Source organism: Kitasatospora sp. NBC_00240 (genome assembly GCF_026342405.1).
Classification (GTDB): domain Bacteria; phylum Actinomycetota; class Actinomycetes; order Streptomycetales; family Streptomycetaceae; genus Kitasatospora.
In genome coordinates, this window is sequence record NZ_JAPEMU010000001.1 from 465,640 (window position 1) to 484,896 (window position 19,257).

The 19,257-nt window shown below is 74.1% G+C and carries 20 protein-coding genes and 2 pseudogenes; 10 read left to right on the forward strand and 12 right to left on the reverse strand.

The window, feature by feature from the left end; translation table 11 throughout:
* Positions 1-143 precede the first annotated feature (143 nt).
* Positions 144-269: pseudogene (locus tag OG689_RS01925) on the forward strand (esterase); the annotation flags it as partial.
* Between the two features lie 69 nt (positions 270-338).
* Here the strand turns inward: OG689_RS01925 and OG689_RS01930 are convergent.
* Complete coding sequence (locus OG689_RS01930; RefSeq protein ID WP_266316952.1) at positions 339-968, reverse strand: GDSL-type esterase/lipase family protein; 630 nt, start codon at positions 966-968, stop codon at positions 339-341.
* Positions 969-1,392: 424 nt separating this feature from the next.
* Here OG689_RS01930 and OG689_RS01935 point away from each other — a divergent pair, with 424 nt between their 5' ends.
* Together OG689_RS01935 and OG689_RS01940 are read left to right on the forward strand one after the other, a co-directional pair.
* Positions 1,393-2,118, forward strand: a complete 726-nt coding sequence (locus OG689_RS01935) for a hypothetical protein (RefSeq protein WP_266316953.1) — start codon at positions 1,393-1,395, stop codon at positions 2,116-2,118.
* 244 nt (positions 2,119-2,362) lie between these two features.
* Positions 2,363-2,761: a hypothetical protein gene (locus OG689_RS01940; RefSeq protein WP_266316954.1), complete on the forward strand. Its 399-nt coding sequence runs from the start codon at positions 2,363-2,365 to the stop codon at positions 2,759-2,761.
* Positions 2,762-2,882: 121 nt separating this feature from the next.
* On the opposite strand, the gene OG689_RS01945 is transcribed toward OG689_RS01940, so the two are convergent.
* Together OG689_RS01945 and OG689_RS01950 are read right to left on the reverse strand one after the other, a co-directional pair.
* Positions 2,883-4,340, reverse strand: coding sequence for a HAMP domain-containing sensor histidine kinase (locus OG689_RS01945; RefSeq protein ID WP_266316955.1), 1,458 nt, complete (start codon positions 4,338-4,340; stop codon positions 2,883-2,885).
* Entirely contained in the window at positions 4,333-5,010 is a 678-nt protein-coding gene (locus tag OG689_RS01950) for a response regulator transcription factor (RefSeq protein WP_266316956.1), read from the reverse strand. The genes OG689_RS01945 and OG689_RS01950 overlap by 8 nt, the downstream gene beginning before the upstream one ends.
* A 139-nt stretch (positions 5,011-5,149) precedes the next feature.
* Here OG689_RS01950 and OG689_RS01955 point away from each other — a divergent pair, with 139 nt between their 5' ends.
* From OG689_RS01955 to OG689_RS01965, 3 genes are all read left to right on the forward strand, one after another.
* Complete coding sequence (locus tag OG689_RS01955; RefSeq protein ID WP_266316957.1) at positions 5,150-5,713, forward strand: hypothetical protein; 564 nt, start codon at positions 5,150-5,152, stop codon at positions 5,711-5,713.
* Between the two features lie 217 nt (positions 5,714-5,930).
* The gene (locus OG689_RS01960; protein ID WP_266316958.1) at positions 5,931-6,578 is read left to right on the forward strand and encodes a DedA family protein; all 648 of its coding nucleotides are present in this window, start codon (positions 5,931-5,933) and stop codon (positions 6,576-6,578) included.
* Positions 6,575-7,192, forward strand: a complete 618-nt coding sequence (locus tag OG689_RS01965) for a phosphatase PAP2 family protein (protein ID WP_266316959.1) — start codon at positions 6,575-6,577, stop codon at positions 7,190-7,192. The genes OG689_RS01960 and OG689_RS01965 overlap by 4 nt, the downstream gene beginning before the upstream one ends.
* A 224-nt stretch (positions 7,193-7,416) precedes the next feature.
* Here the strand turns inward: OG689_RS01965 and OG689_RS01970 are convergent, their stop codons facing one another.
* From OG689_RS01970 to OG689_RS01995, 6 genes and pseudogenes are all read right to left on the reverse strand, one after another.
* Positions 7,417-8,091 carry a response regulator transcription factor gene (locus OG689_RS01970; protein ID WP_266316960.1) on the reverse strand — a complete coding sequence of 225 codons (675 nt, stop codon included), beginning with the start codon at positions 8,089-8,091 and terminating at the stop codon, positions 7,417-7,419.
* Positions 8,088-9,446, reverse strand: coding sequence for a histidine kinase (locus OG689_RS01975; protein WP_266326794.1), 1,359 nt, complete (start codon positions 9,444-9,446; stop codon positions 8,088-8,090). The genes OG689_RS01970 and OG689_RS01975 overlap by 4 nt, the downstream gene beginning before the upstream one ends.
* Positions 9,447-9,759: 313 nt before the next feature.
* Complete coding sequence (locus OG689_RS01980) at positions 9,760-10,608, reverse strand: ABC transporter permease (RefSeq protein ID WP_266316961.1); 849 nt, start codon at positions 10,606-10,608, stop codon at positions 9,760-9,762.
* Positions 10,605-11,543 (reverse strand): ATP-binding cassette domain-containing protein, encoded by a 939-nt coding sequence (locus OG689_RS01985; protein ID WP_266316962.1) that lies wholly within the window; start codon positions 11,541-11,543, stop codon positions 10,605-10,607. The genes OG689_RS01980 and OG689_RS01985 overlap by 4 nt, the downstream gene beginning before the upstream one ends.
* A gap of 230 nt (positions 11,544-11,773) precedes the next feature.
* Positions 11,774-12,112: pseudogene (locus OG689_RS01990) on the reverse strand (N-acetyltransferase family protein); the annotation flags it as partial.
* 79 nt (positions 12,113-12,191) lie between these two features.
* A complete protein-coding gene (locus OG689_RS01995; RefSeq protein WP_266316963.1) occupies positions 12,192-12,569 on the reverse strand; it encodes a metalloregulator ArsR/SmtB family transcription factor in 378 nt (125 codons plus the stop codon).
* Positions 12,570-12,666: 97 nt separating this feature from the next.
* Here OG689_RS01995 and OG689_RS02000 point away from each other — a divergent pair, with 97 nt between their 5' ends.
* A complete protein-coding gene (locus OG689_RS02000; RefSeq protein WP_266316964.1) occupies positions 12,667-13,146 on the forward strand; it encodes an ArsI/CadI family heavy metal resistance metalloenzyme in 480 nt (159 codons plus the stop codon).
* A 73-nt stretch (positions 13,147-13,219) separates the two neighbouring features.
* Positions 13,220-13,795, forward strand: coding sequence for a DUF4262 domain-containing protein (locus OG689_RS02005; RefSeq protein WP_266316965.1), 576 nt, complete (start codon positions 13,220-13,222; stop codon positions 13,793-13,795).
* 59 nt (positions 13,796-13,854) lie between these two features.
* On the opposite strand, the gene OG689_RS02010 is transcribed toward OG689_RS02005, so the two are convergent.
* Complete coding sequence (locus OG689_RS02010) at positions 13,855-14,664, reverse strand: DeoR/GlpR family DNA-binding transcription regulator (protein WP_266316966.1); 810 nt, start codon at positions 14,662-14,664, stop codon at positions 13,855-13,857.
* A 269-nt stretch (positions 14,665-14,933) separates the two neighbouring features.
* Between OG689_RS02010 and galT the strand changes: the two genes are divergently transcribed.
* A complete protein-coding gene (galT, locus tag OG689_RS02015) occupies positions 14,934-16,055 on the forward strand; it encodes a galactose-1-phosphate uridylyltransferase (protein ID WP_266316967.1) in 1,122 nt (373 codons plus the stop codon).
* 666 nt (positions 16,056-16,721) lie between these two features.
* Positions 16,722-17,039 (forward strand): hypothetical protein, encoded by a 318-nt coding sequence (locus OG689_RS02020; protein ID WP_266316968.1) that lies wholly within the window; start codon positions 16,722-16,724, stop codon positions 17,037-17,039.
* A gap of 79 nt (positions 17,040-17,118) precedes the next feature.
* Here the strand turns inward: OG689_RS02020 and OG689_RS02025 are convergent, their stop codons facing one another.
* Positions 17,119-17,418, reverse strand: a complete 300-nt coding sequence (locus OG689_RS02025; RefSeq protein WP_266316969.1) for a hypothetical protein — start codon at positions 17,416-17,418, stop codon at positions 17,119-17,121.
* Between the two features lie 13 nt (positions 17,419-17,431).
* A complete protein-coding gene (locus tag OG689_RS02030) occupies positions 17,432-19,126 on the reverse strand; it encodes a sodium:solute symporter family protein (protein ID WP_266326796.1) in 1,695 nt (564 codons plus the stop codon).
* Positions 19,127-19,257: the final 131 nt, after the last annotated feature.

A 19,257-nucleotide genomic window follows, 5' to 3' on the forward strand; every position in this document is an offset into this window, starting at 1 on the left:
GTCGCGGACACGGTGTGCGCGTTCCCTGTCGCTACGTTCCGCGCGGTCGCCCGGCGGTAAGGCTGGCCCGTCAGGGTCGAGGCACCGGCCGCCCCGCACCCGACCGACGCCGAGGTGGAGAACGTGCCCGTGGACCACGTCCCGTCCGGTTCCAGGGCATCATCCACGACTTCGTGATGCTCAACGCGCTGCGCGAGACGCACGCCGCCGAGGCCGCCGTCGCACTCGCCGTCCGGACCCTGCGCGCGGCCCTGCACCCGGGGGCCTGACCGGCGCACGGACGGGCACGGCCGGGCTCCGCCACCATCACCGGCGCGGAGCCCGGCCCATCGGTGCGGTCAGGACCCCAGGACGAGGTCGGCCCAGGCGTCGGCCAGCACGCGGTGGCCCAGCGGGGTCGGGTGGACGCCGTCGTCGGCGATCGCCTCGGGACCGCCCGCGGCGCGGGCGGCCTGGTTGAGCAGGCCGTCGGCGGCGAGCAGCCGGGCGTCGAACTCGGCGGCCAGCCGGCGGACGGCGTGGATCCGGGGGTCCAGATCCTCGCGCCAGGCCCACTGCTGGGGGATGACCGGGACGACGAACGGCTCGATCAGCACCAGCCGGGTGTCGTAGCGCTCGCGCAGCCCGGTCAGCAGTTGCCGGTAGTCCCTCTCCCAGATCTCGACCGGGCTCGGCTCGCCCAGGTCGAACTGTCTCCAGGTGTCGTTCACGCCGACCATCACGGAGAGCAGCGCGGGGCGGTGGGCGAGGGTGTCGCGCTCCCAGCGGGCCCGCAGATCGCGCACGCGATCGCCGGAGACGGCCCGGTTGAGGACGGTCACACCGGGCCGGGCGGCGCGCAGCCGTTCGGCGGCCAGGGCGGCGTACCCGTCACCGAGGTGGGTGTCCGCGTAGCGGTCGCGGCCGGCGTCGGTGATGCTGTCGCCCTGGAAGAGGACGGTCGCACCGGGTGGCAGGACGAGGGGCATGGGTTCGGTTCCTCACGGGTGCGGGGGCCGGTGGCCGGCCCGGTCGGTGACGGTGCTGGTGATGGTGACGGCAGGCGTGGGGGCCGGCGCCGACGATGACGATGACGATGACGTCCAAGGGACGCTAGCGCGACTGCCGGTACGTCCGACGTCCGGGGCACGGCGATGACGGACCGTCAACGACCGGCGACCCGGCATCGGGCACCGGGCCGATGCCGGCCGGACGCGCGGCGCGGGGGTGGACCTGGGGGTCCGCGGCGGCCGGCATCCGCCGGACCCCTCTCCCGGCCCGCGCCCGGTTTCACACTCCGTGTGCGCGGGTACATCGCAGGTCACCGCCCATTTCGGACGGTACGCGACCGGTGCCGCCCTGCCACCTCGACCGAAGTGGCCCGGCGCCGCAGCTCGTTGAAGGGGCCCGCACATGGCCGACCTGAACTCCCACCACATCCCCCCGGACCGGGGCACACCTGACCTGACACCCGACCAGGACCGCCGGACGGTACGCCGGCTGCGCCTCGGTATCGGGGTGATCGGCTCACTGCTGCCGATCGTCCTGCCGATCGGCAACAGCATCACCTCCGCCCGGGTCGCCCTGCTGGCGTCGATGAGCGCCTCGTACTACACGCACATGCGCAACATCTTCGTCGGCGGCCTCTGCGCCATCGGCGTCTTCCTCATCTGCTACCGCTACGACCGGCGGGAGGACCGCCTCAGCACGGTGGCCGGCGTCTTCGCCGTGCTCGTCGCGCTGTTCCCGACCGAACCGCCGCGGTCACTGGTCCCCGACCCGAGCCGGGTCCAGGTGGTCGTCGGCGTCCTCCATCTGTGCTTCGCGGCCGCCCTGTTCGGCGTCCTGGCGTTCTTCTGCCTGCGGCTGTTCACCGACTCCCGACCGGAATCCGGGCCGCGGCCCGGCCGGGACCGGGTCTACCTCGTCAGCGGCTGGGTGATCGTCGCCTGCATCGCGACGATCGCCGTCTCGGAGGTCCTCCACCTCGCCTGGGACTCCCCCCTGACGCTGCCGTACCTGGGCGAGTCGGTGGCGGTGCTCGCCTTCGGCCTGGCCTGGCTGGTCAAGAGCGAGGCCGCCGCCGGGCTCGCACCCCGGACACCGCCCCGCGCGACGGCGGTCGGGCTGAACTCCTGAGCCATGCCCGGGCGGCGGCCGCCGCCGGGGTCGGAGCGCGAGGTGCGACGGAGAGCGAGGTACGGCGGAGCGACGCGGGCCGGAGCGTCCGTGTCGTTCCGCCGCGTCATGACCCCACCGACCTACCGGCTCCGGCGCGGAGGGCAGCCGGCCCTCGCCGGGATCGACCTGGGTTCCTCCTACCGGAACGGCCCAGGACCGGTACGATCATCACCCCAGGATGTGCGGGTCGGAGGATATGAGCATGGAGCAGGCGCGAATACGCCTCGGCGGTGTCCATGCGTGGGTGGAGTTGCTGCGGACCGGCGAAGGGAACTGGCGGGTCACCGCCGACTTGTACTCGTCCCTGACGGCCGACTTCCCCGCCTACCTCGACGACGACGAGGTCGCGGACTTCGCGGCGCGGATGCGCTCCGGTCTACGCGCTCCCACCGGCGCCCGCTTCTCCGCCAGAGTGACGCCCGGCCGCAACAACCCGCTGACGCTGGACGCGGAACCTGTCGAGGACGGTTTCGCCTTCTTCGTGTTTCTGACTCCCAACGGTGACGACACCGTGTGTCACCTGCAGATGGAGCTGGATCCCGTCGACGCCGCCGAGCTCGGCGACCTCTTCGCCGCGTTGCAAGGATCGTTGGCGCGCTGACCGGGGCGGCCACGGGGAAGCCGGTGGCCGCGGCGAATGCGTTCCCCGCGGCCCCGCCCCCGACGATCCCGCATCGTCACCGGCCGGGCCCTGTTCGCGCCCGGCCGGCCGCGCCGGACCCTCAGGGGTGCGACGAGGCTTCCGGCCGATGCCCCGCGCGTGGCAGGCGGGTGCGGAAGGTGGTGCCGTCCGGGGTGTCCAGGACGGTGAGGGTGCCGCCGTGGATGGTGGCGATGTCGCGGGCGATGGGCAGGCCGAGGCCGGTGCCGCCGTCGTCGCGGCTGCGGGCGTCGTCGAGGCGGGCGAAACGCTCGAAGATCTTCTCCCGGTCCGCCGGGTCGATCCTCGGCCCGTCGTTGCTGACGTCCAGGACGGCCTCGCCGGTCGGCCCGTCCAGCTCCAGCGTGACGGTGACGGTGCCGCGGGCGTGGCGCTGCGCGTTGTCGAGGAGGTTCGTCAACAGGCGTCCGAGCCACAGGGCGTTGCCGGTGACGGTGAGGCCGGGCGCGGTGTGCACGGCGACGGGGTGCGGCCGGGAGCCGTGCGCGTGCACGGCCGTGTGCACCAGCTCGGTGAGGTCGACCTCCCGGTCGGGCAGGTCGTGGCCGGTGGCGTCGAGGCGGGCCAGCAGCAGCAGGTCGGTGGTGAGGGACTGGAGGCGTTCGGTGTCCTGGAGGGCGCCGGCGACCAGGTCCTCCCGGACGGCCGGGTCGGGGTGGGTGCGCGCGACCTCCAGCTGGGTGCGCAGGACGGCCAGCGGGCTGCGCAGTTCGTGGGAGGCGTCGGCGATGAAGCGGCGCTGTCGTGCCCCGGCGGCTTCCAGTCGTTCGAGCATGGCGTTCATGGTGTGGGCCAGGCGGGCGATCTCGTCGTCGCTACGGGGCTCGGGGACCCGCCGGTCGAGGTCGCGGTCGCCGATGGCGGCGACTTCGGCGCGGATCGCCTCGACCGGGCGCAGGGCCCGGCCGGTGGCGCGCCACGTGAGGACGCCGATGGTGAGCAACAGGACGCCGCTGAGGGCGGCGAGGGCGGCGGTGGTGAGGTCCTCGGCGGCGTCGGCGGTGCGCAGCGAGGACCCGACGTGGATGGTGACCGGGCCGGTGGGGGTGTCAGTGGTCACGGTGATGACGCGCTGGTGGTGTTCGTCGCCGAGCGCGTGCAGGTTGAAACTGTTGTGGCCGTCCTCGGTGGTGGGGGCGACGGCGGGGCGGCCGGCGAGGTTCTCGCTGGCGGCGACGACCGCGCCGGCGGCGTCGGTGACCTGGATGAAGTCGGCGCCGGGGCCGATCGGGAGCCGCGCGCCGAGGTGCCCCTCGGCGGCGAGCCGGGAGACGGTGGCGGCCTGGTCGCGCGCGGCCGTCCCCACCGTCCGTTCGAGGTTGACGCGCAGCAGCAGCAGCACGGCGGCCGAGGCGCAGAGCAGGACGACCGCGACGCCGGCGCAGGCGGCAAGGGTGGTGCGGGTGCGGACCGAGCGCGGGGCGAGCCGGTCGATCAGCGCGGCGACCCTGGGGTGCCGGGTGAGCCTGTGCAGTTGGGCCCGGGCCCGGCGGGTGCGGGAGGTGGTCGGGTCAGCCACCGTCGGCCGCCAGCCGGTAGCCGGCGCCGCGGACGGTCTGCACGGCGGCTCGTCCGAAGGGCGTGTCGATCTTGCGCCGGAGGGCGCTGATGTGGACCTCGACGGTGTTGGGGTCGCCGTCGGGCCCGCTGTCCCAGACCTCGTCGAGGATCTCGCGCTTGGGGACGGCTTCGCCGGCCCGGCGGGCGAGGTGGTCCAGCAGCGCGAACTCGCGGGGTGTCAGCGCGATCGCGGCGCCGGCGCGGGCGCAGGTGCGGGCGGCTGAGTCGATCACGAGGTCGCCGAGGACGGTCCGCCGGGGGGCGCGGCTGCCGATCCGACGGGCCAGCGCCTTGAGGCGGGCGACCAGGACGACGAAGGAGAACGGCTTGGACAGGTAGTCGTCGGCGCCGGTGTCCAGCGCCTCGGCCTCGTCCCACTCGCCGTCCTTCGCGGTGAGCATCAGGATGCCGACGTCGCTGCCGGCCGCCCGCAGCCGCGAGCACACCCGGTACCCGTTGAGGCCGGGCAGCATGATGTCGAGCACCACCACGTCGTACGGGTGGTCGGTGGCCTTGGCCAGGCCGGACAGGCCGTCGTGGGCCACGTCGACGGTGAAGCCCTCGGCCGTCAGCCCGTGCTGCAGCGCCAGGGCCAGTCGGCGCTCGTCCTCCACCACCAGTACTCGCATACCCACCAGGGTGGCAGGTCACCGCGCCGGGAAGCTGAAGGCGTCTTCAGGTCTTCAGCGGGTCTTCAGCAACGCCCGTCCATGCTGGCCGTGTCGCCCGGGGAAGGCCCGGGCCTTGCCGGAGATCGGGGTGGGTGGCGTGAGCGAGCCCGTTGGCGTCGGGGAACCGCAGGAGCAGCCGGGCGCGAAGCGTCCGGGTAAGGGGCGCGCGGGCCGGTGGGTGCGCGGCCGGTCGGCGCGCTGGGTCGCGGCCGGTGCGGCGGTGGTGGTGATCGGCGGCGGCGCGGCCGCGGCGGCGATCCACCACGAGGAGGAGGGCCGCGGCGACCACCGGGTGTCGGCCGCGGGCGACCGCGAGCGGTTCGACGGCCGGTCGGCGCACCAGGGCCGGGACGGCGAGCGGGCCGACGGCCGCGCCGGGCAGCGGGCGGACGGCCCGAACACACTCGGCGGACGGCAGGCGGACGGCCTCGACGCGAAGGCCGCACCGGCGCCGCTGCCGTCCCTCGGGGCGGCGGACGCGGTGGCGAAGGCCTCCGCCGCGGTCGCCGACGGCCGGGTCGAGTCGCTGACCGCGGTCGCGGAGCAGGGCGGCGGCCGGGCCTGGCGGGCCGTGGTCGTCGGGCCGGACGGGGTCCGGCACGTGGTGACCGTGGACGGCGCGAGCGGCACGGTGACCGGCAACACCGTCCTCGGCGGCTGACCCGGCGGGCGGGCCCGGCAGGGCCGCCCCGGAGCGGCGGCGCGCGGGAGGCCACGCTGCCCCGGGTCGTCGGGATCCCGCCGTCGGCCCCGGCGGCGGCGTTCCCCGGTAGGGGCCGTCCGGCCGCTCCTCCCGGCGCCCGCCCGTCCTCCCGGTGCCCGCCCGTCCTCCCGTCGGCCCCGGGCCGCACCCCATCCCAAGGAAAGGCGCAGACACGATGAACCTCTCGTCCAGCCTGCTGGCCGTCAACCCGCTGGACGCGGGATCACTGCTCGGCGCGTTCGGCGCGCTGGGCATCGCCGTGGTCCTGTTCGCGGAGACCGGCCTGCTGGTCGGCTTCTTCCTGCCCGGCGATTCACTGCTGTTCACCGCGGGCCTGCTGTGCACCACCGGTTCGGGCAGCGGGCCCCACCTCGACCTCGCCCAGGTGCTCGCCGCGGCCGCCGTCGGCGCCCTCGCCGGCGCCCAGGTCGGCTACCTCCTCGGCCGCCGGGGCGGCCGGGCACTGCTCGCCCGCTCCCGCAACAAGCACCTCCACGAGGGCGCCGTGCGCGCCGAGGAGCTGCTGGACCGCTACGGGCACGGCAAGGCCGTCGTGCTGGCCCGCTTCGTGCCCGTCGTACGGACCGTCCTGAACCCGCTGGCCGGGGCGCTCGGTGTGGGCGCGCGGACCTTCACCCTCTGGCAGGTCGTCGGCGGCCTCGTCTGGACCTTCGGCCTGGTCCTCGCCGGCTTCGGGCTCGGCTCCTCGGTGCCGAACGTGGACCGGTACCTGCTGCCGATCGTCGCCCTGGTCGTCGCGGTGTCGCTGCTGCCGCTGGCGCTGGAGCTGCTGCGCTCCCGCCGTCGGGCGAGGGCGCGATGACGGCCGGCCCGGTCCGCCTCGCCTTCGACGGCCGCGGCGTCGACGGCGGCCTGTACCTGACCGTGGACCACTGGGCGCAGCACCTGCCGCCCGTGCTGCGGAGCGCGGTCGCGGCGTTCTCCGCCTACGGCCTGGGCCTGCTGGCGGTGCTGATGCTCGCGGCGTGGTGGCGCGCCCGCCGCGGCGACGGGACGGCGATGGCCCGGGCGCTGGCCGTGCCGCTCTGCGTGGTCGCGGCGTTCGCGGCCGACACCCTGCTCAAGGAAGTCCTGCGGGAGCCCCGGCCCTGCCAGGTACTGCCTGCCGCGCCGACCCTGGAGGCCTGTCCGGTGCCGGGCGACTGGTCGCTGCCGAGCAACCACACCGTCATCGTGTTCGCCGGCGCGGCCGCGCTGTGGCTGGTGGACCGCCGCATCGGGGCACTGGCCCTCGTCCTGGCCGCGGCCATGGGCGTCTCCCGGGTGCTGGTCGGCGTGCACTACCCGCACGACGTGGCGCTGGGCGCGGTGGTCGGCGTCGCCGCCGGCTACGGCCTCGGCCGGCTGGCCGGGTACGGCGGGGGCCTGGTGGACCGCGTCCGCTCGGGCCCGCTGCACCGGTGGCTGGCCACCTGACACCCGTCGCGGTCGCCGACGCCGACGGCCGTCGGCCGTCGGCCGTCGGCCGTCGGCTGCGCCAGGCGGCCCCGGCGTTCACGCAGAGGCCCGTCGGCCGGCGCCCCACGCCCGGCCGACGTAGCGCCGAAGTCCCGCACTTTCCCCGGAGTGCGGGACTTCGGTCGTACCCGGCCGGGCCGCAGGCGTCGGAGCCGTCGTGCGGCTTCCTTGCCCCGAGCCGCTCAGCCGGGCGGGCTCGGCCGGGTCAGCCCCAGGTCGTAGGCGAAGATCACGGCCTGTACGCGGTCCCTGGCCCCGATCTTCGCCAGCACCCGGCCGACGTGGGTCTTCACCGTCGACTCGGACAGCACCAGGCGCCGGGCGATCTCGCCGTTGGTCCAGCCCCGCCCGACGGCGACCAGGATCTCCCGCTCACGGTCGGTCAGGGCGGCGATCCGCGGGTCCTCGGCGGCGCCGCCGGGCGGCTGCCCGGGCAGGTGGCGGGCATAGGCGTCGAGCAGCCGCCGGGTCACCGCGGGGGCCACCACGGCGTCCCCCTCCGCCACCGCGCGGATCCCCGCCAGCAGTTCCTCGGGGCGGGCGTCCTTGAGCAGGAATCCGCTGGCTCCGGCGCGCAGCGCGGCATGGGCGTACTCGTCGAGGTCGAAGGTGGTCAGCACGAGGACGCGCGAGCGCCCGCCGGCGGCGACGATCAGCCGGGTGGCCTCGATGCCGTCCATCCCGGGCATCCGGATGTCCATCAGCACCACGTCGGGCCGCAGGTGCGCGGCGAGCCGCACCGCCTCGGCCCCGTGCCCGGCCTCGCCGACCACGGCGGTGCCCGGCTGGCTCTCCAGCAGCATCCGGAAGCCGTACCGCTGCAAGGGCTGGTCGTCCACGATCAGGACCGTGGTCACGCCGGACCACCCACCGCGTCGAGGCCGGGCGAGAGATCGGGACCGGGCACGAGGTCGGGATCGGGCGAGAGGCCGAGATCGGGCACGAGGTCGGGACCGGGCACGAGGTCGGAATCGGGCGAGAGGTCGGAATCGGGCGAGAGGTCGAGATCGGGCGAGAGGTCGAGATCGGCCAGCACGGACCATCCCCGGCCCGGTCCGGGGCCGGCGGCGACGCTGCCGCCGTACAGCGCGGCGCGCTCACGCATCCCGGCGAGCCCGTGCCCTTCGCCGGGCGAACCGGGTCCGGCGGATCCGCCGGGCGGCCCGCTGTCGTCCACCCGGACCCTGAGCCGGGCGCCGTCGGCCGCCACCGTGACGCGCGCCCGGGTCGCCGGGCCCGCGTGCTTGAGCGAGTTGGTGAGTGCCTCCTGCACGATCCGGTAGGCCATCAGCTGCACCCCGCGGTCGAGCCCGTCCAGGTCACCCTCGGAACTGTAGACGACCTCCGGTCCGGCGGCCCGGATCCGCGCGCACAGCCCGTCGAGGTCGGCGACGCCCGGCTGCGGGTTCAGCTCCGGGCCGCCGTCGCCGCGCACCCGCAGCAGGCCGAGCATCCGCCGCAGCTCGCCCAGGGCCTGGCGCCCGGCGTCGCCGATCAGCACCAGCGCCTCCCGGCCCCGTTCCGGCGAGGCCTCGGCGGCGTACGCGCCACCGTCCGCGAGGGTGATGATCACGGACAGGTTGTGGCCGATGATGTCGTGCATCTCCCGGGCCACCCGGGTGCGCTCGGTCGCGGCGGCCAGCCGGCTGCGCTGGTCCCGCTCGATCTCCAACCGGGCCGCACGCTCCCGCAACCCGGCGAGCTGCGCCCGGCGGACCCGGACCGCGATGCCCAGGGCGACGGCCGCCGTCGCCGCACTGAACAGGAAGAACAGGGCGTCCCAGACGGACACCGCGGCGGAGAGCCGGACGGCCACCACGCCCATGGCGCCGGCCACCGCCGCGCACGCCCAGGCCAGGTGCCGCAGCCGTCCGTGCAGGGCCAGGCTGTACAGGGCGACGAGCAGCGCCACGTCCGCGCGGAGCGCCGTGCCGGCGGCCCACTGCAGCGTGAACACCGCGATGACCGCCGCACACGCCGCGGTCGGCCGGCGGCGCCGCCACAGCAGTGGCAGCAGCAGGCCCACCTGGAGGGTGATCATCACCGCCGGGGGGAGCCGGGTGAAGGCGATCCGGTGCTCGCGCGGGCCCTCGCCGCCGTGCACCAGGTCGGGGAGGCAGAACACCAGGAAGATCACGGCGACCACCGCGGCGTCGAGGATCCACGGGTGGGCGCGGTCCAGTTGCCGTAGGCGCTGGCCCGCGCGCGCCAGGTGGACGAGGAACGGGTGCCCCGAGAGCGGGTCGCCGCCCCCGGCCGGTTCGGCGGCCGTTCCGGGAGCGGGGGCCGGCGCGGTGGCCGTGGCGAGGGCGGCGGCCGGCGCGGTGGCCGTTCCGGGAGCGGGGGCCGGCGCGGGGCCGGGGCCGGCGGTGTCCTGGTGGTGCACGGGTCTCACCTGTCCGTCGTGGTCGGGGGAACGGCCGTCGCGGCGCCCACCGAAACGGGGCGCCGCGAGGCAGGGAGAGGCTGGCGGAAAGGGTGGGGCCGGCAGGAAAGGTGGAGCGGGAGGGACGGGCGGCTGCGGCTCAGGCGTCGGTGCGCACCAGGCGGACGGCCGCACCGGCCAGCACGGCCACCGTCCACAGGGCGAAGACCAGCAGACCCGCCGTCGGGGACAGTGTGGTCGCGTCGTGCTGCAGGGCGAACATCGCCTCACCGGCGTGGCTCGGCAGGTAGGGGCTGATGCCGTCCTGCCAGGAACTCGGCAGCAGCGAGACCAGGCCGGGGACGAGCATCAACGACGCCACCAGCACCGAGATGCCGCCAGCCACCGACCGCATCAGGGCACCCAGCGCGACGCCGATCACCCCGACCAGCCCCAGGTAGAGGCCGGCCCCCAGCAGGCTGCGGACCACGCCCGCGTCGGAGATCGTCATCGCGGCCCGGGTCCCGGCGAGGATGCGGCTGTCGGCGAGGAAGGCGACGAACACCCCGACCGTACCGAGCACCAGCGCGACCGCACCGTACACGGCGGCCTTCGACCAGAGCACCGGCAGCCGGCGCGGCACCGCGGCCAGGGTCGAGCGGATCATGCCGGTCGAGTACTCGCCGGCGGCGACCAGGACACCGAGGACGCCCAGCGCCAGCTGCGCGAAGTTGGTGCCGAACAGCGAGAGGCCGAGGGTGGTGGCGGCGGCGAAATCGCGCTCCATCGGCCGGCCGGAGGTGACCCGCGACTTGAACTGGTAGGCCGCGATCAGGCCGAACGCGACCAGGAAGAGCAGGCCCAGGCCGAGGGTGATCCAGGTGGATCGCAGCGACCACATCTTGGCCCACTCGGAGTGCAGCACGCGCACTCCGGTCACCTTGTAGACCGGGCGGGCCGGCCGCTCGGTGGTGGGCCCGGGCGCCTGGCTCGGTGCGACGGTGCTCATGCGGCACGCTCCTGGGATTCGATGCCGGTGGTGGAGCCGTGGTACTCCACGGCGTCCCGGGTCAGGTCCATGAACGCCTCCTCCAGGGAGACCGTACGGGTGGCCAGCTCGAACAGGGCGATCCCGTGCTCGGCGGCCGTGAGACCGATCGCCCGCGCCGTCAGGCCGGTGACCAGGAGCTCCTCGGAGCTGGCCTGGCCGGTGACCTCCACGCCCGGTCCGGCCAGGGCCTCGCGCAGGCGGGCCGGGTCGGCCGTGGCCACCTTCACCACGTCGCCGCCGGCCTGGCGGACCAGCTCCCGCACGGTGGTGTCGGCCAGCAGGCGGCCGCGCCCGACCACGATCAGGTGGTCCGCGACCAGCGCGACCTCACTCATCAGGTGCGAGGAGACGAAGACCGTCCGGCCGTCGGCGGCGAGCCCGGTCAGCAGGTTGCGGATCCACCGGACGCCCTCCGGGTCGAGCCCGTTGACCGGCTCGTCCAGCATCACGGTGGCCGGGTCGCCCAGCAGCGCCGCCGCGATGCCCAGCCGCTGGCCCATGCCCAGCGAGAACGCGCCGGCGCGCTTGCCCGCGACGGACTGCAGGCCGGTGAGCTCGACGACCTCGTCGACGCGGCGGCGCGGGATGCCGTGGGTGTGCGCCAGTGCCATCAGATGGTTGAAGGCCGACCGGCCGGGGTGGATCGACTTGGCCTCCAGCAGCGCCCCGACCTCCTGGAGCGGCGCGGCGTGCCCGGCGTAGCGGCGGCCGTTGACCCGCACCGAGCCACTGGTGGGCGCGTCCAGACCGACGATCATCCGCATGGTGGTGGACTTGCCGGCGCCGTTCGGCCCCAGGAAGCCGGTGACCGTCCCCGGCCGGACGGTGAAGTCCAGGCCGTCGACCGCGGTCTTCTCGCCGTACCGCTTCGTCAGCTGGTGTGCCTCGATCATCGGTCACCCCTACGTCCTCGGGGGCCGGACCGTCCCGACCGCCTCACCGGCAACGCTAGGTCCGACGGCGGCCCGAACCGTGGTACCCCGGGCTGATCATCGCGCGGCGCGTGGTACCGCGGTACCACCGGCGGGCCGGGGCCGGGGGCATGCATGCCCGGGGGCGATCCCGCGCACGGGTCGGCCGACTGCCGCACACCGTGCCGGACGGCGGCGCGGCCCGCGCGTGGTCACCACACGGTGGGACTGCGGCGTTCGACCAGGAGGACGTCGCGCCACCGGCCGTGGTGCCTGCCGATCCGCTCGCGGGTGCCGATCACCCGGAACCCGGCCCGGGTGTGCAGGGCAAGGCTGGCGGTGTTCTCGGGAAAGATCCCGGACTGGATGGTCCAGATCCCCGCGGCCTCCGTGGACGCGACCAGCGCGGCGAGGAGGGCGGCGACGACCCCTCGGCCCCGGGCACCGGGGTGGACGTGGACCGAGTGCTCGACGACGCCGGCGTACGCGCACCGGTCCGCGACCCGGGTGACGGCGGCCCAGCCGAGGACCCGCCCGGTTGCGTCGAGGGCGACCGGCCCGACGAACTCGACAGCGTCCGGCGACCCAGGGGGTGTGCCGGGACGGGGGTCGACGCCGGAGCAGGATCCGTCACCGGGAGCCTCCCGCCCGGGCGGGGGCGTCCAGCAGCGAGGAGAGCCTGGCCAGCGCGGCCGGCAGCACCCAGTAGTAGACCCAGGTCCCGCGCCGCTCGGAGCCGACCAGGCCGGCCTGGCGCAGCACCTTCAGGTGGTGGGAGATCGTCGGCTGGGACACGTCGAAGGGACCGGTCAGGTCGCAGACGCAGGCCTCGCCGCCTTCGTGGGAGGCGATCAGGGACAGCAGCCGGAGCCGCACCGGGTCGGACAGCGCCTTGAACATCTTCGCCATGTCGACGGCGGCTTCCTCGCCCAGCGGCTGGCGCACCATCGGCGAGCAGCACGCCGCCGGGTCGTCCTGGCCGAGTACCGGCAGTTCCAAATTCGACATGCGTCTATGTTGACAGTCATCTATGTGGGTGACAACCTCGGCCATATCGACAGCCGTCGATATAAGCCCGGATCAACCGGATCAAGGGGAGACCGCCATGTCCCGTGTTCAGCTCGCCCTCCGCGTCGCGGACCTCGAAGGCTCCGTCGCCTTCTACTCCAAGCTCTTCGGCACCGAGCCCGCCAAGCGCCGCCCCGGCTACGCGAACTTCGCCGTCGCCGAGCCGCCGCTCAAGCTCGTCCTGATCGAGGGCCCGGCGGGCGAGGACACCCGCCTGGACCACCTCGGCGTCGAGGTCGAGTCCACCGAGCAGGTCACCGCCGCCACCGACCGCCTCAAGGAGGCCGGGCTCGCGACCTTCGCGGAGAACGACACCTCCTGCTGCTACGCCTTGCAGGACAAGGTCTGGGTCACCGGCCCCGGCCAGGAGCCCTGGGAGGTCTACGTGGTCAAGGCGGACGCCGACCGGCTCGGCCGGAGCGCCACCGGCGCCGAAGCCGGCGAGACCTGCTGCAGCGGCGGCGACCTGGAGGCCGCCCCGGCCGGGGCCGAGGCCGGCTGCGCCTGCGGCAGCTGAGCCGCCCCCGGCGGAGCGTCCGCCGGCCGCCCCTACAGCTGGGCCATCGGCTCTGATCTGCTTGGATACCCGGGTGACCGACCTGCCCGAGGCTTCCCCCTGCCCCTGTGTGCTCTGCGATCCGGCCGCCGCCGCGACCTTTCGTGCGCGGCGGCTGCGGCGCAAGCACTGGGGCCCGACGATGGCGCGCGTCCGCGAACAGGGCTGGCAGGTGGTCGGCGTGGGCGGCGGCGGGGAGCTCCCCGACTGGGCGTTCACGGTGGGCCTCTGGCACTCCTACCGGATCCCGGAGGTCGCCATGTTCGGCCTGGAACTGCACGGGCTGATGCACTGGGTCGGTGACGTCGCCGCCCTGCTGCGTGACGGGGCGTCGACCGAGCCCGGCACCCTGCTCCCCGATGTCGTCGAGGGATACCGGCTCCGGCTCCAGCCGGTGGAGGCTTGCTGGCACCGACCGCTGTTCGGCACGGCCGTCGGCTTCTACCGGCGGGTGCCGGTCCCCGTGGTCCAACTGCTCTGGCCCGACCGGGAGCACCGCTGGCCGTCGGACCCGCTGGCCGGCCCGGGCTGCCGCGCCCAGCCCGACCTGTCGCTCCCGGTCGACGAGCACCCGAAGGGGCTCTGGACCGACGAGGCCGCCGCCGTGTGAAGCCGGGGCGCCGGCCCGTCCTTCCCCTCGGTCCGGGTCCGGGTCCGGCCGGGCCCGCCCTACGGAGCGGGGCGGGTGCTCTCCGCCACCACGATCCGCCCCACCCGGTCGGCGGCCGCCTCCGACTCGGGCACGGCCCGGTCGGTGATCAGGTAGTCCAGTTCGTCCAGCGTGGCGAAGGTGGACAGGCCCACCACGTTCCACTTGGTGTGGTCGACCACGGCCACCACCTGGCCGGCGGACCGGACGAAGGCCCGGTTGGTCGCCGCCTCGCCCAGGTTGGGGGAGGTGAGGCCGGCATCCGCGGTGAGGCCGTGGCAGCCGAGGAAGAGGATGTCCACGTGCAGTGCCCGGATCGCCTGGTCCGCGAGGGGCCCGACCAGGGCGTCCGACGGGGTCCGGATCCCGCCGGTCAGCATCACGGTCGGCGCGCGCCGCTGCTGGTCACCGACCTGCTCGAACACCTCGGCGATCCGGATCGAGTTGGTGACGATGGTCAGCCGCTCCACCTTGACCAGTGCCTTGGCGACCGCGTACGTGGTGGTGCCGGCCCCCAGGGCCACCACCGCGCCGGGGCGCACCAGGTCGGCGGCGGCACCCGCGATGGCCTCCTTGGCCGCGAGCTCCCAGGCGAGTTTGGCCTCGAAGCCGGGTTCGAGGATCCGGGTCTCCTCGGCGGACACGGCACCGCCGTGGACCTTGTCCACCAGTCCCTGCCCGGCCAGCGCGTCCAGGTCGCGGCGGATGGTCATGTCGGAGACACCGAACTCCCGGGTGAGCTCGTTCACCCGCACCCCGCCGTGCTGGCGGACCCGTTCCAGGATCAGTGCCCGCCGCTGCGGTGCCAGCAGCTGGGAATTCTCGGTCATCCGGCGTCCTCCGGCTGTACGTGGCCCGCTCGCGACTGCTCCCGCGAACCTTCATCATGGCAGCCGGCCTGCCGTACGGCGGGGCGGCGCCCGGGGCCGGCCGGCGGGGCGGACGCGGGTGCGGTGGCGCCGCGACGACCCCGCGCACGTCGGAACCCGTCCACTATCATGATAGTCAGTGTGCGGTTGTGTTGAGGCTGTGAGCCCGGCGCCGCACAGGGCCCTCCCGGCGCAGCGCATCGGCGGCCCGGCACAAGGGAGGTGCCCCGGTGCAGAAGACGGTGACCAAGCTCGCGGACGGCCGGGAACTGATCTACTACGACCCGGACGGCGACGTGCTCCGCGACGCCACCGACCTGCGCACCCTGGGGCCGGTAGCCGTCCGGTCGGAGATCCGCCTCGACCCCGTGTTGGGCGACCGGGTGACGGTGGCCGCGCACCGGCAGGGACGGCCCTACCAGCCGCCGGCCGGCGACTGCCCCCTCTGCCCCTCCCGGGCCGGGCGGTCCACCGAGATCCCGGCCGCCGACTACAAGGTCGTGGTGTTCGAGAACCGCTTCCCCTCGCTGTCCGCGGACCGGGCCGGCCGCGTACCGGACTCCGGGTCACCGCTCTTCCGGTCCGAACCGGGTACCGGCCGCTGCGAGGTGGTCTGCTTCACCTCCGACCACGACGCCTCCTTCGCCGACCTCTCGGAGTCGCGGGCCGCGCTGGTGCTGGACGCCTGGATCGACCGTACGAGGGAGCTGACCGCCCTGCCCGCCGTCCGGCAGGTGTACTGCTTCGAGAACCGGGGCACCGAGATCGGCGTCACGCTGCCGCACCCGCACGGCCAGATCTACGCCTACCCCTTCACCACGCCGCGGACCGACAAGATGATCGCCCGCGCCGCCGAGTACCGCCGCCGGACCGGCCGCAACCTGTCCGAGGACCTGCTCGCCGCCGAACGCCTGGACCGCCGGCGCCTGGTGCTCACCGGCGAGCACTGGACGGCATTCGTCCCCTTCGCGGCGCGCTGGCCGTACGAGGTGCACCTGTACCCCGTCCGGCGGGTCCCGGACCTGCCCGCCCTCGGGCCGGCCGAGCGGGCCGAGTTCCCGCGGATCTACCTCGAACTGCTGCGCCGCTTCGACCGCCTCTTCGACACCCCCGCAGACGGCGAGGACGCCGCGGAGCCCGGACCCTCCTCGCCGACCCCGTACATCGCGGCCTGGCACCAGGCACCCCGCGACGGCGGCGAGGAGCTTTCGCTCCATCTGGAGCTCTTCACAATTCGACGCGCGGCAAACAAATTCAAATTCCTCGCCGGTGTCGAATCCGGCCAGGACGCATTCGTCAACGACGTACTGCCCGAGGCCGCCGCCCGCCGCCTGCGCGAGGTCGCCTCATGAGCGCCTGGGCAGGCCCGGACCGGGCCGCCCGGCAGCCGCGACCTCCGGAAGGCCCGCCGAAACCCGGCCCCGCGACCACTCCCCCGGTGATCGCGGCACCACTCTCCGACACGGCTTTCCCGGCTTTTTCGGCACACCCCGGGCGGACCGGCGCACAATCGAACATTTCCCTCAGGTAGGCCCTTGACGCCCGCGCGGAATAGGCGTTTTATGTTGCTTATGAACGTTTGAACATGTTGAAACGCGAGGAAGCCGCCCCGCATCATCCGCCGAATTCCCGGCACCGCAGGTCGGCCGCACGATTCAAGGCCACCCGCAGGTCGGCCGCCCCGCCCGGCGGCATCCACCGGCGAAGCCACCCACCGGTCCACGCACCCCACCGGTCCGCACGCCCCTCGGCCCGTCGGCGCAAGCCGGACGGCCCCGAAGCTCGGAGGTTCCCCCGTGAGAACCGAGCCGCTCCAACGGGACCACCCGTCGACGCACCCCGACCCACCGACCCGGACCGTCGTCCGCGAGAGTCCCCAAGCCCCCGCACCGGTATCGGCACCGGCCCCCGTCCCAGCCCCGTCCCAGCAGCACCGGCCCGAAAGGCCGCTCGGCGACGGCACCCGCCACCCGGAAGGCAGCACTGCTTCCGCGGGCACGTCACACCCGGAGAGAGCCATGTACACGTCCGCCTTCGCCCTGTCCCCGGAGTCCGCCCCGGCGCCCGCGCTCGGCGCCGCCCCGGGCACGAGCCCGGTCGCCAACTGGACCAGGCGGATCAGCAGTCCCTGGTACGTCACCGTCCCGGTGACCCTCCCCGACGGCCGGCCCGGCACCCAGACCTTCGTCGAGTGGGCCGACAGTCGCAGCCAGGCCCGGGAGGAGGCCATCCGCAAGGCAGGCACCCCGGACGCCCTGCGGCACCGCCGGAACGCCGTGATCGTGCTCGCCGACCAGGTGACCGTGGAGCCCTGGCGACGCCCGTCCTGGTGGTAGCCCCGGGCCGGCCGGCCTGTCGAGGGCCGCTTCGACGCCAGGCGGCGCCGGTCGCGCCACCTCGTAACCAGGTGCCCCCTCAGTGCGGACCCGGCCCTGAAGGATCCGACAGCCCCGGATCCGACGCCGGGGGCAGCCGGATCGGCCGCAGCCTCGCCCAGCCGGCGAAGGCCGCCGCCCCGAGCAGCATGCCGACACCCACCCAGAGGTTCACGTTCACCCCGCCCGCCCGGTCCAGGTCGGCCTGTGAGGTGACGGTGGCACCCATCACCGTCAGCACGGTGCCGTAGACGCCGAACAGCAGGGCGAGGATCCGGCGCAGGTCGAAAAGCCCCGCCCGCGCGCCCGCCGGTTCGTCCCCGGCCGGCCGGTCCGTCATGTCCTCGCCCCTCTCACCAGAAGATCACGTTCAGAACGGTGGCCAGCAGCAGGGCTCCGCCCCCGAGGATCACCGGGTTGCGGTACCAGCCCGCGTCCTCGGCGGTGTCGTCCGCCTTGATCCGGTCCCTCGGCGTCAAGGACCAGACCAGACCCACGAGTTCGCTGTCCGGCTTGGGCCGGGTGGCCAACGAGACCCCCACGCTGACCAGGATGTCCAGGACGAAGGCCGCACTCGCCGCGACGAAGCTGGGCCCCTGGCCCGCCAGGTGCAGGACGTGGTGCCGGACGAGCTGATCCACCGTCACGGCGGCCGCCGTCCCCACGATCAGCCCGATCCCGCCCGCCAGCGGCGTCGTCCGCTTCCAGAACATCCCAAGGATGAAGGTGGCGAACAGCGGGGCGTTGAAGAAGGAGAACAGCGTCTGCAGGTAGTCCATGATGTTGTTGTAGCCACTGGCGATGAACGCGGTGCCGACCGCGATCACGCAGCCGAGGACCGTGACGGCGCGGCCCACCCGAAGGTAGTACGCGTCCGGCCGGCCCTTCACCACGTACGCCTGCCAGAGGTCGTAGGTGAAGACCGTGTTGAACGAGCTGACGTTGGCCGCCATGCCCGCCATGAAAGCGGCCAGCAGCCCGGTGATCGCCACCCCCAGCATGCCGTTCGGCAGCAGGTCGCGGATGAGCAGTTCGATCGCGTTGTTGTACGTCACACCTTCGGTCGACGTGCCGCCGGCGGCCTTGTACGCCGCCAGCTCCGGCGAGAGGACCGCGGCCAGCATCCCGGGAATCACGATGACCAGGGCGATCAGCGCCTTCGGGTACGCGCCGATCAGCGGCGTGCGCCGGGCCGCCGACATGTTCCTCGCGGCGAGGGCGCGCTGCACCTCGGCGAAGTTGGTCGTCCAGTAGCCGAAGGAGAGCACGAACCCGAGGCCGAACACGATGCCCAGCACCGAGAGGGTGGCGTTGGCGATCCCGGTGAGGTTGCTGGCCGGCCAGGCGTTCAACTGCTCCGCCGCGTCGGGGTTCACCGCCCGGATCCGGTCGCTCAGCCCGTTCCAACCGCCGACCCTGTGCAGCCCGACCAGGGTGATCGGCACCAGCATGGCGACGATCAGGAAGAACTGCATCACCTCGTTGTACACCGCGGCTGACAGCCCGCCGAGCGTCGTGTACGCCAGCACGATCAGCGCCGCGACCAGCACGGAGGACCAGAGCGGCCAGCCGAGCAGCGCGTTGACCACCGTACTGAGCGCGTAGAGGTTGACCCCGGCGATCAGCACCTGGGCCAGCGCGAAGCTGAGCGCGTTCACCAGGTGGGCGAAACGGCCGAACCGCAGCCGCAGGAACTCCGGGACGCTGCGCACCTTGGACCCGTAGTAGAACGGCATCATCACCAGGCCGAGGAACACCATGGCCGGGATCGCGCCGATCCAGTAGTAGTGCACGGTCGGGATGCCGAACTGGGCACCGTTGGCGGTCATCCCGAAGATCTCCACCGCACCGAGGTTGGCCGAGATGAACGCCAGCCCGGTGACCCAGGCGGGCAGCGACCGCCCGGCCAGGAAGAAGTCCAGGCTGGAGGAGACCGACTTCCGGGCGAGCGAGCCGATCCCGAGCACCAGGGCGAAGTAGACGGCGAGCAGGGCGTAGTCGACCGGCCCGGCGTCCAGTCGCAGGTTGGCCTCGGCAAGGGCGTTCACTGCGGCCTCGATCCGTTCCGTGTCGTTCCTCCGCTGCCAGACTTCTAGCAGGACGGCGCCCTCAGGTGCCTCCACGTCACCCGTCCGTGGGCGGGCCGCTCGGCCAACCGGGGCCACCGGGGTCGGGCCGG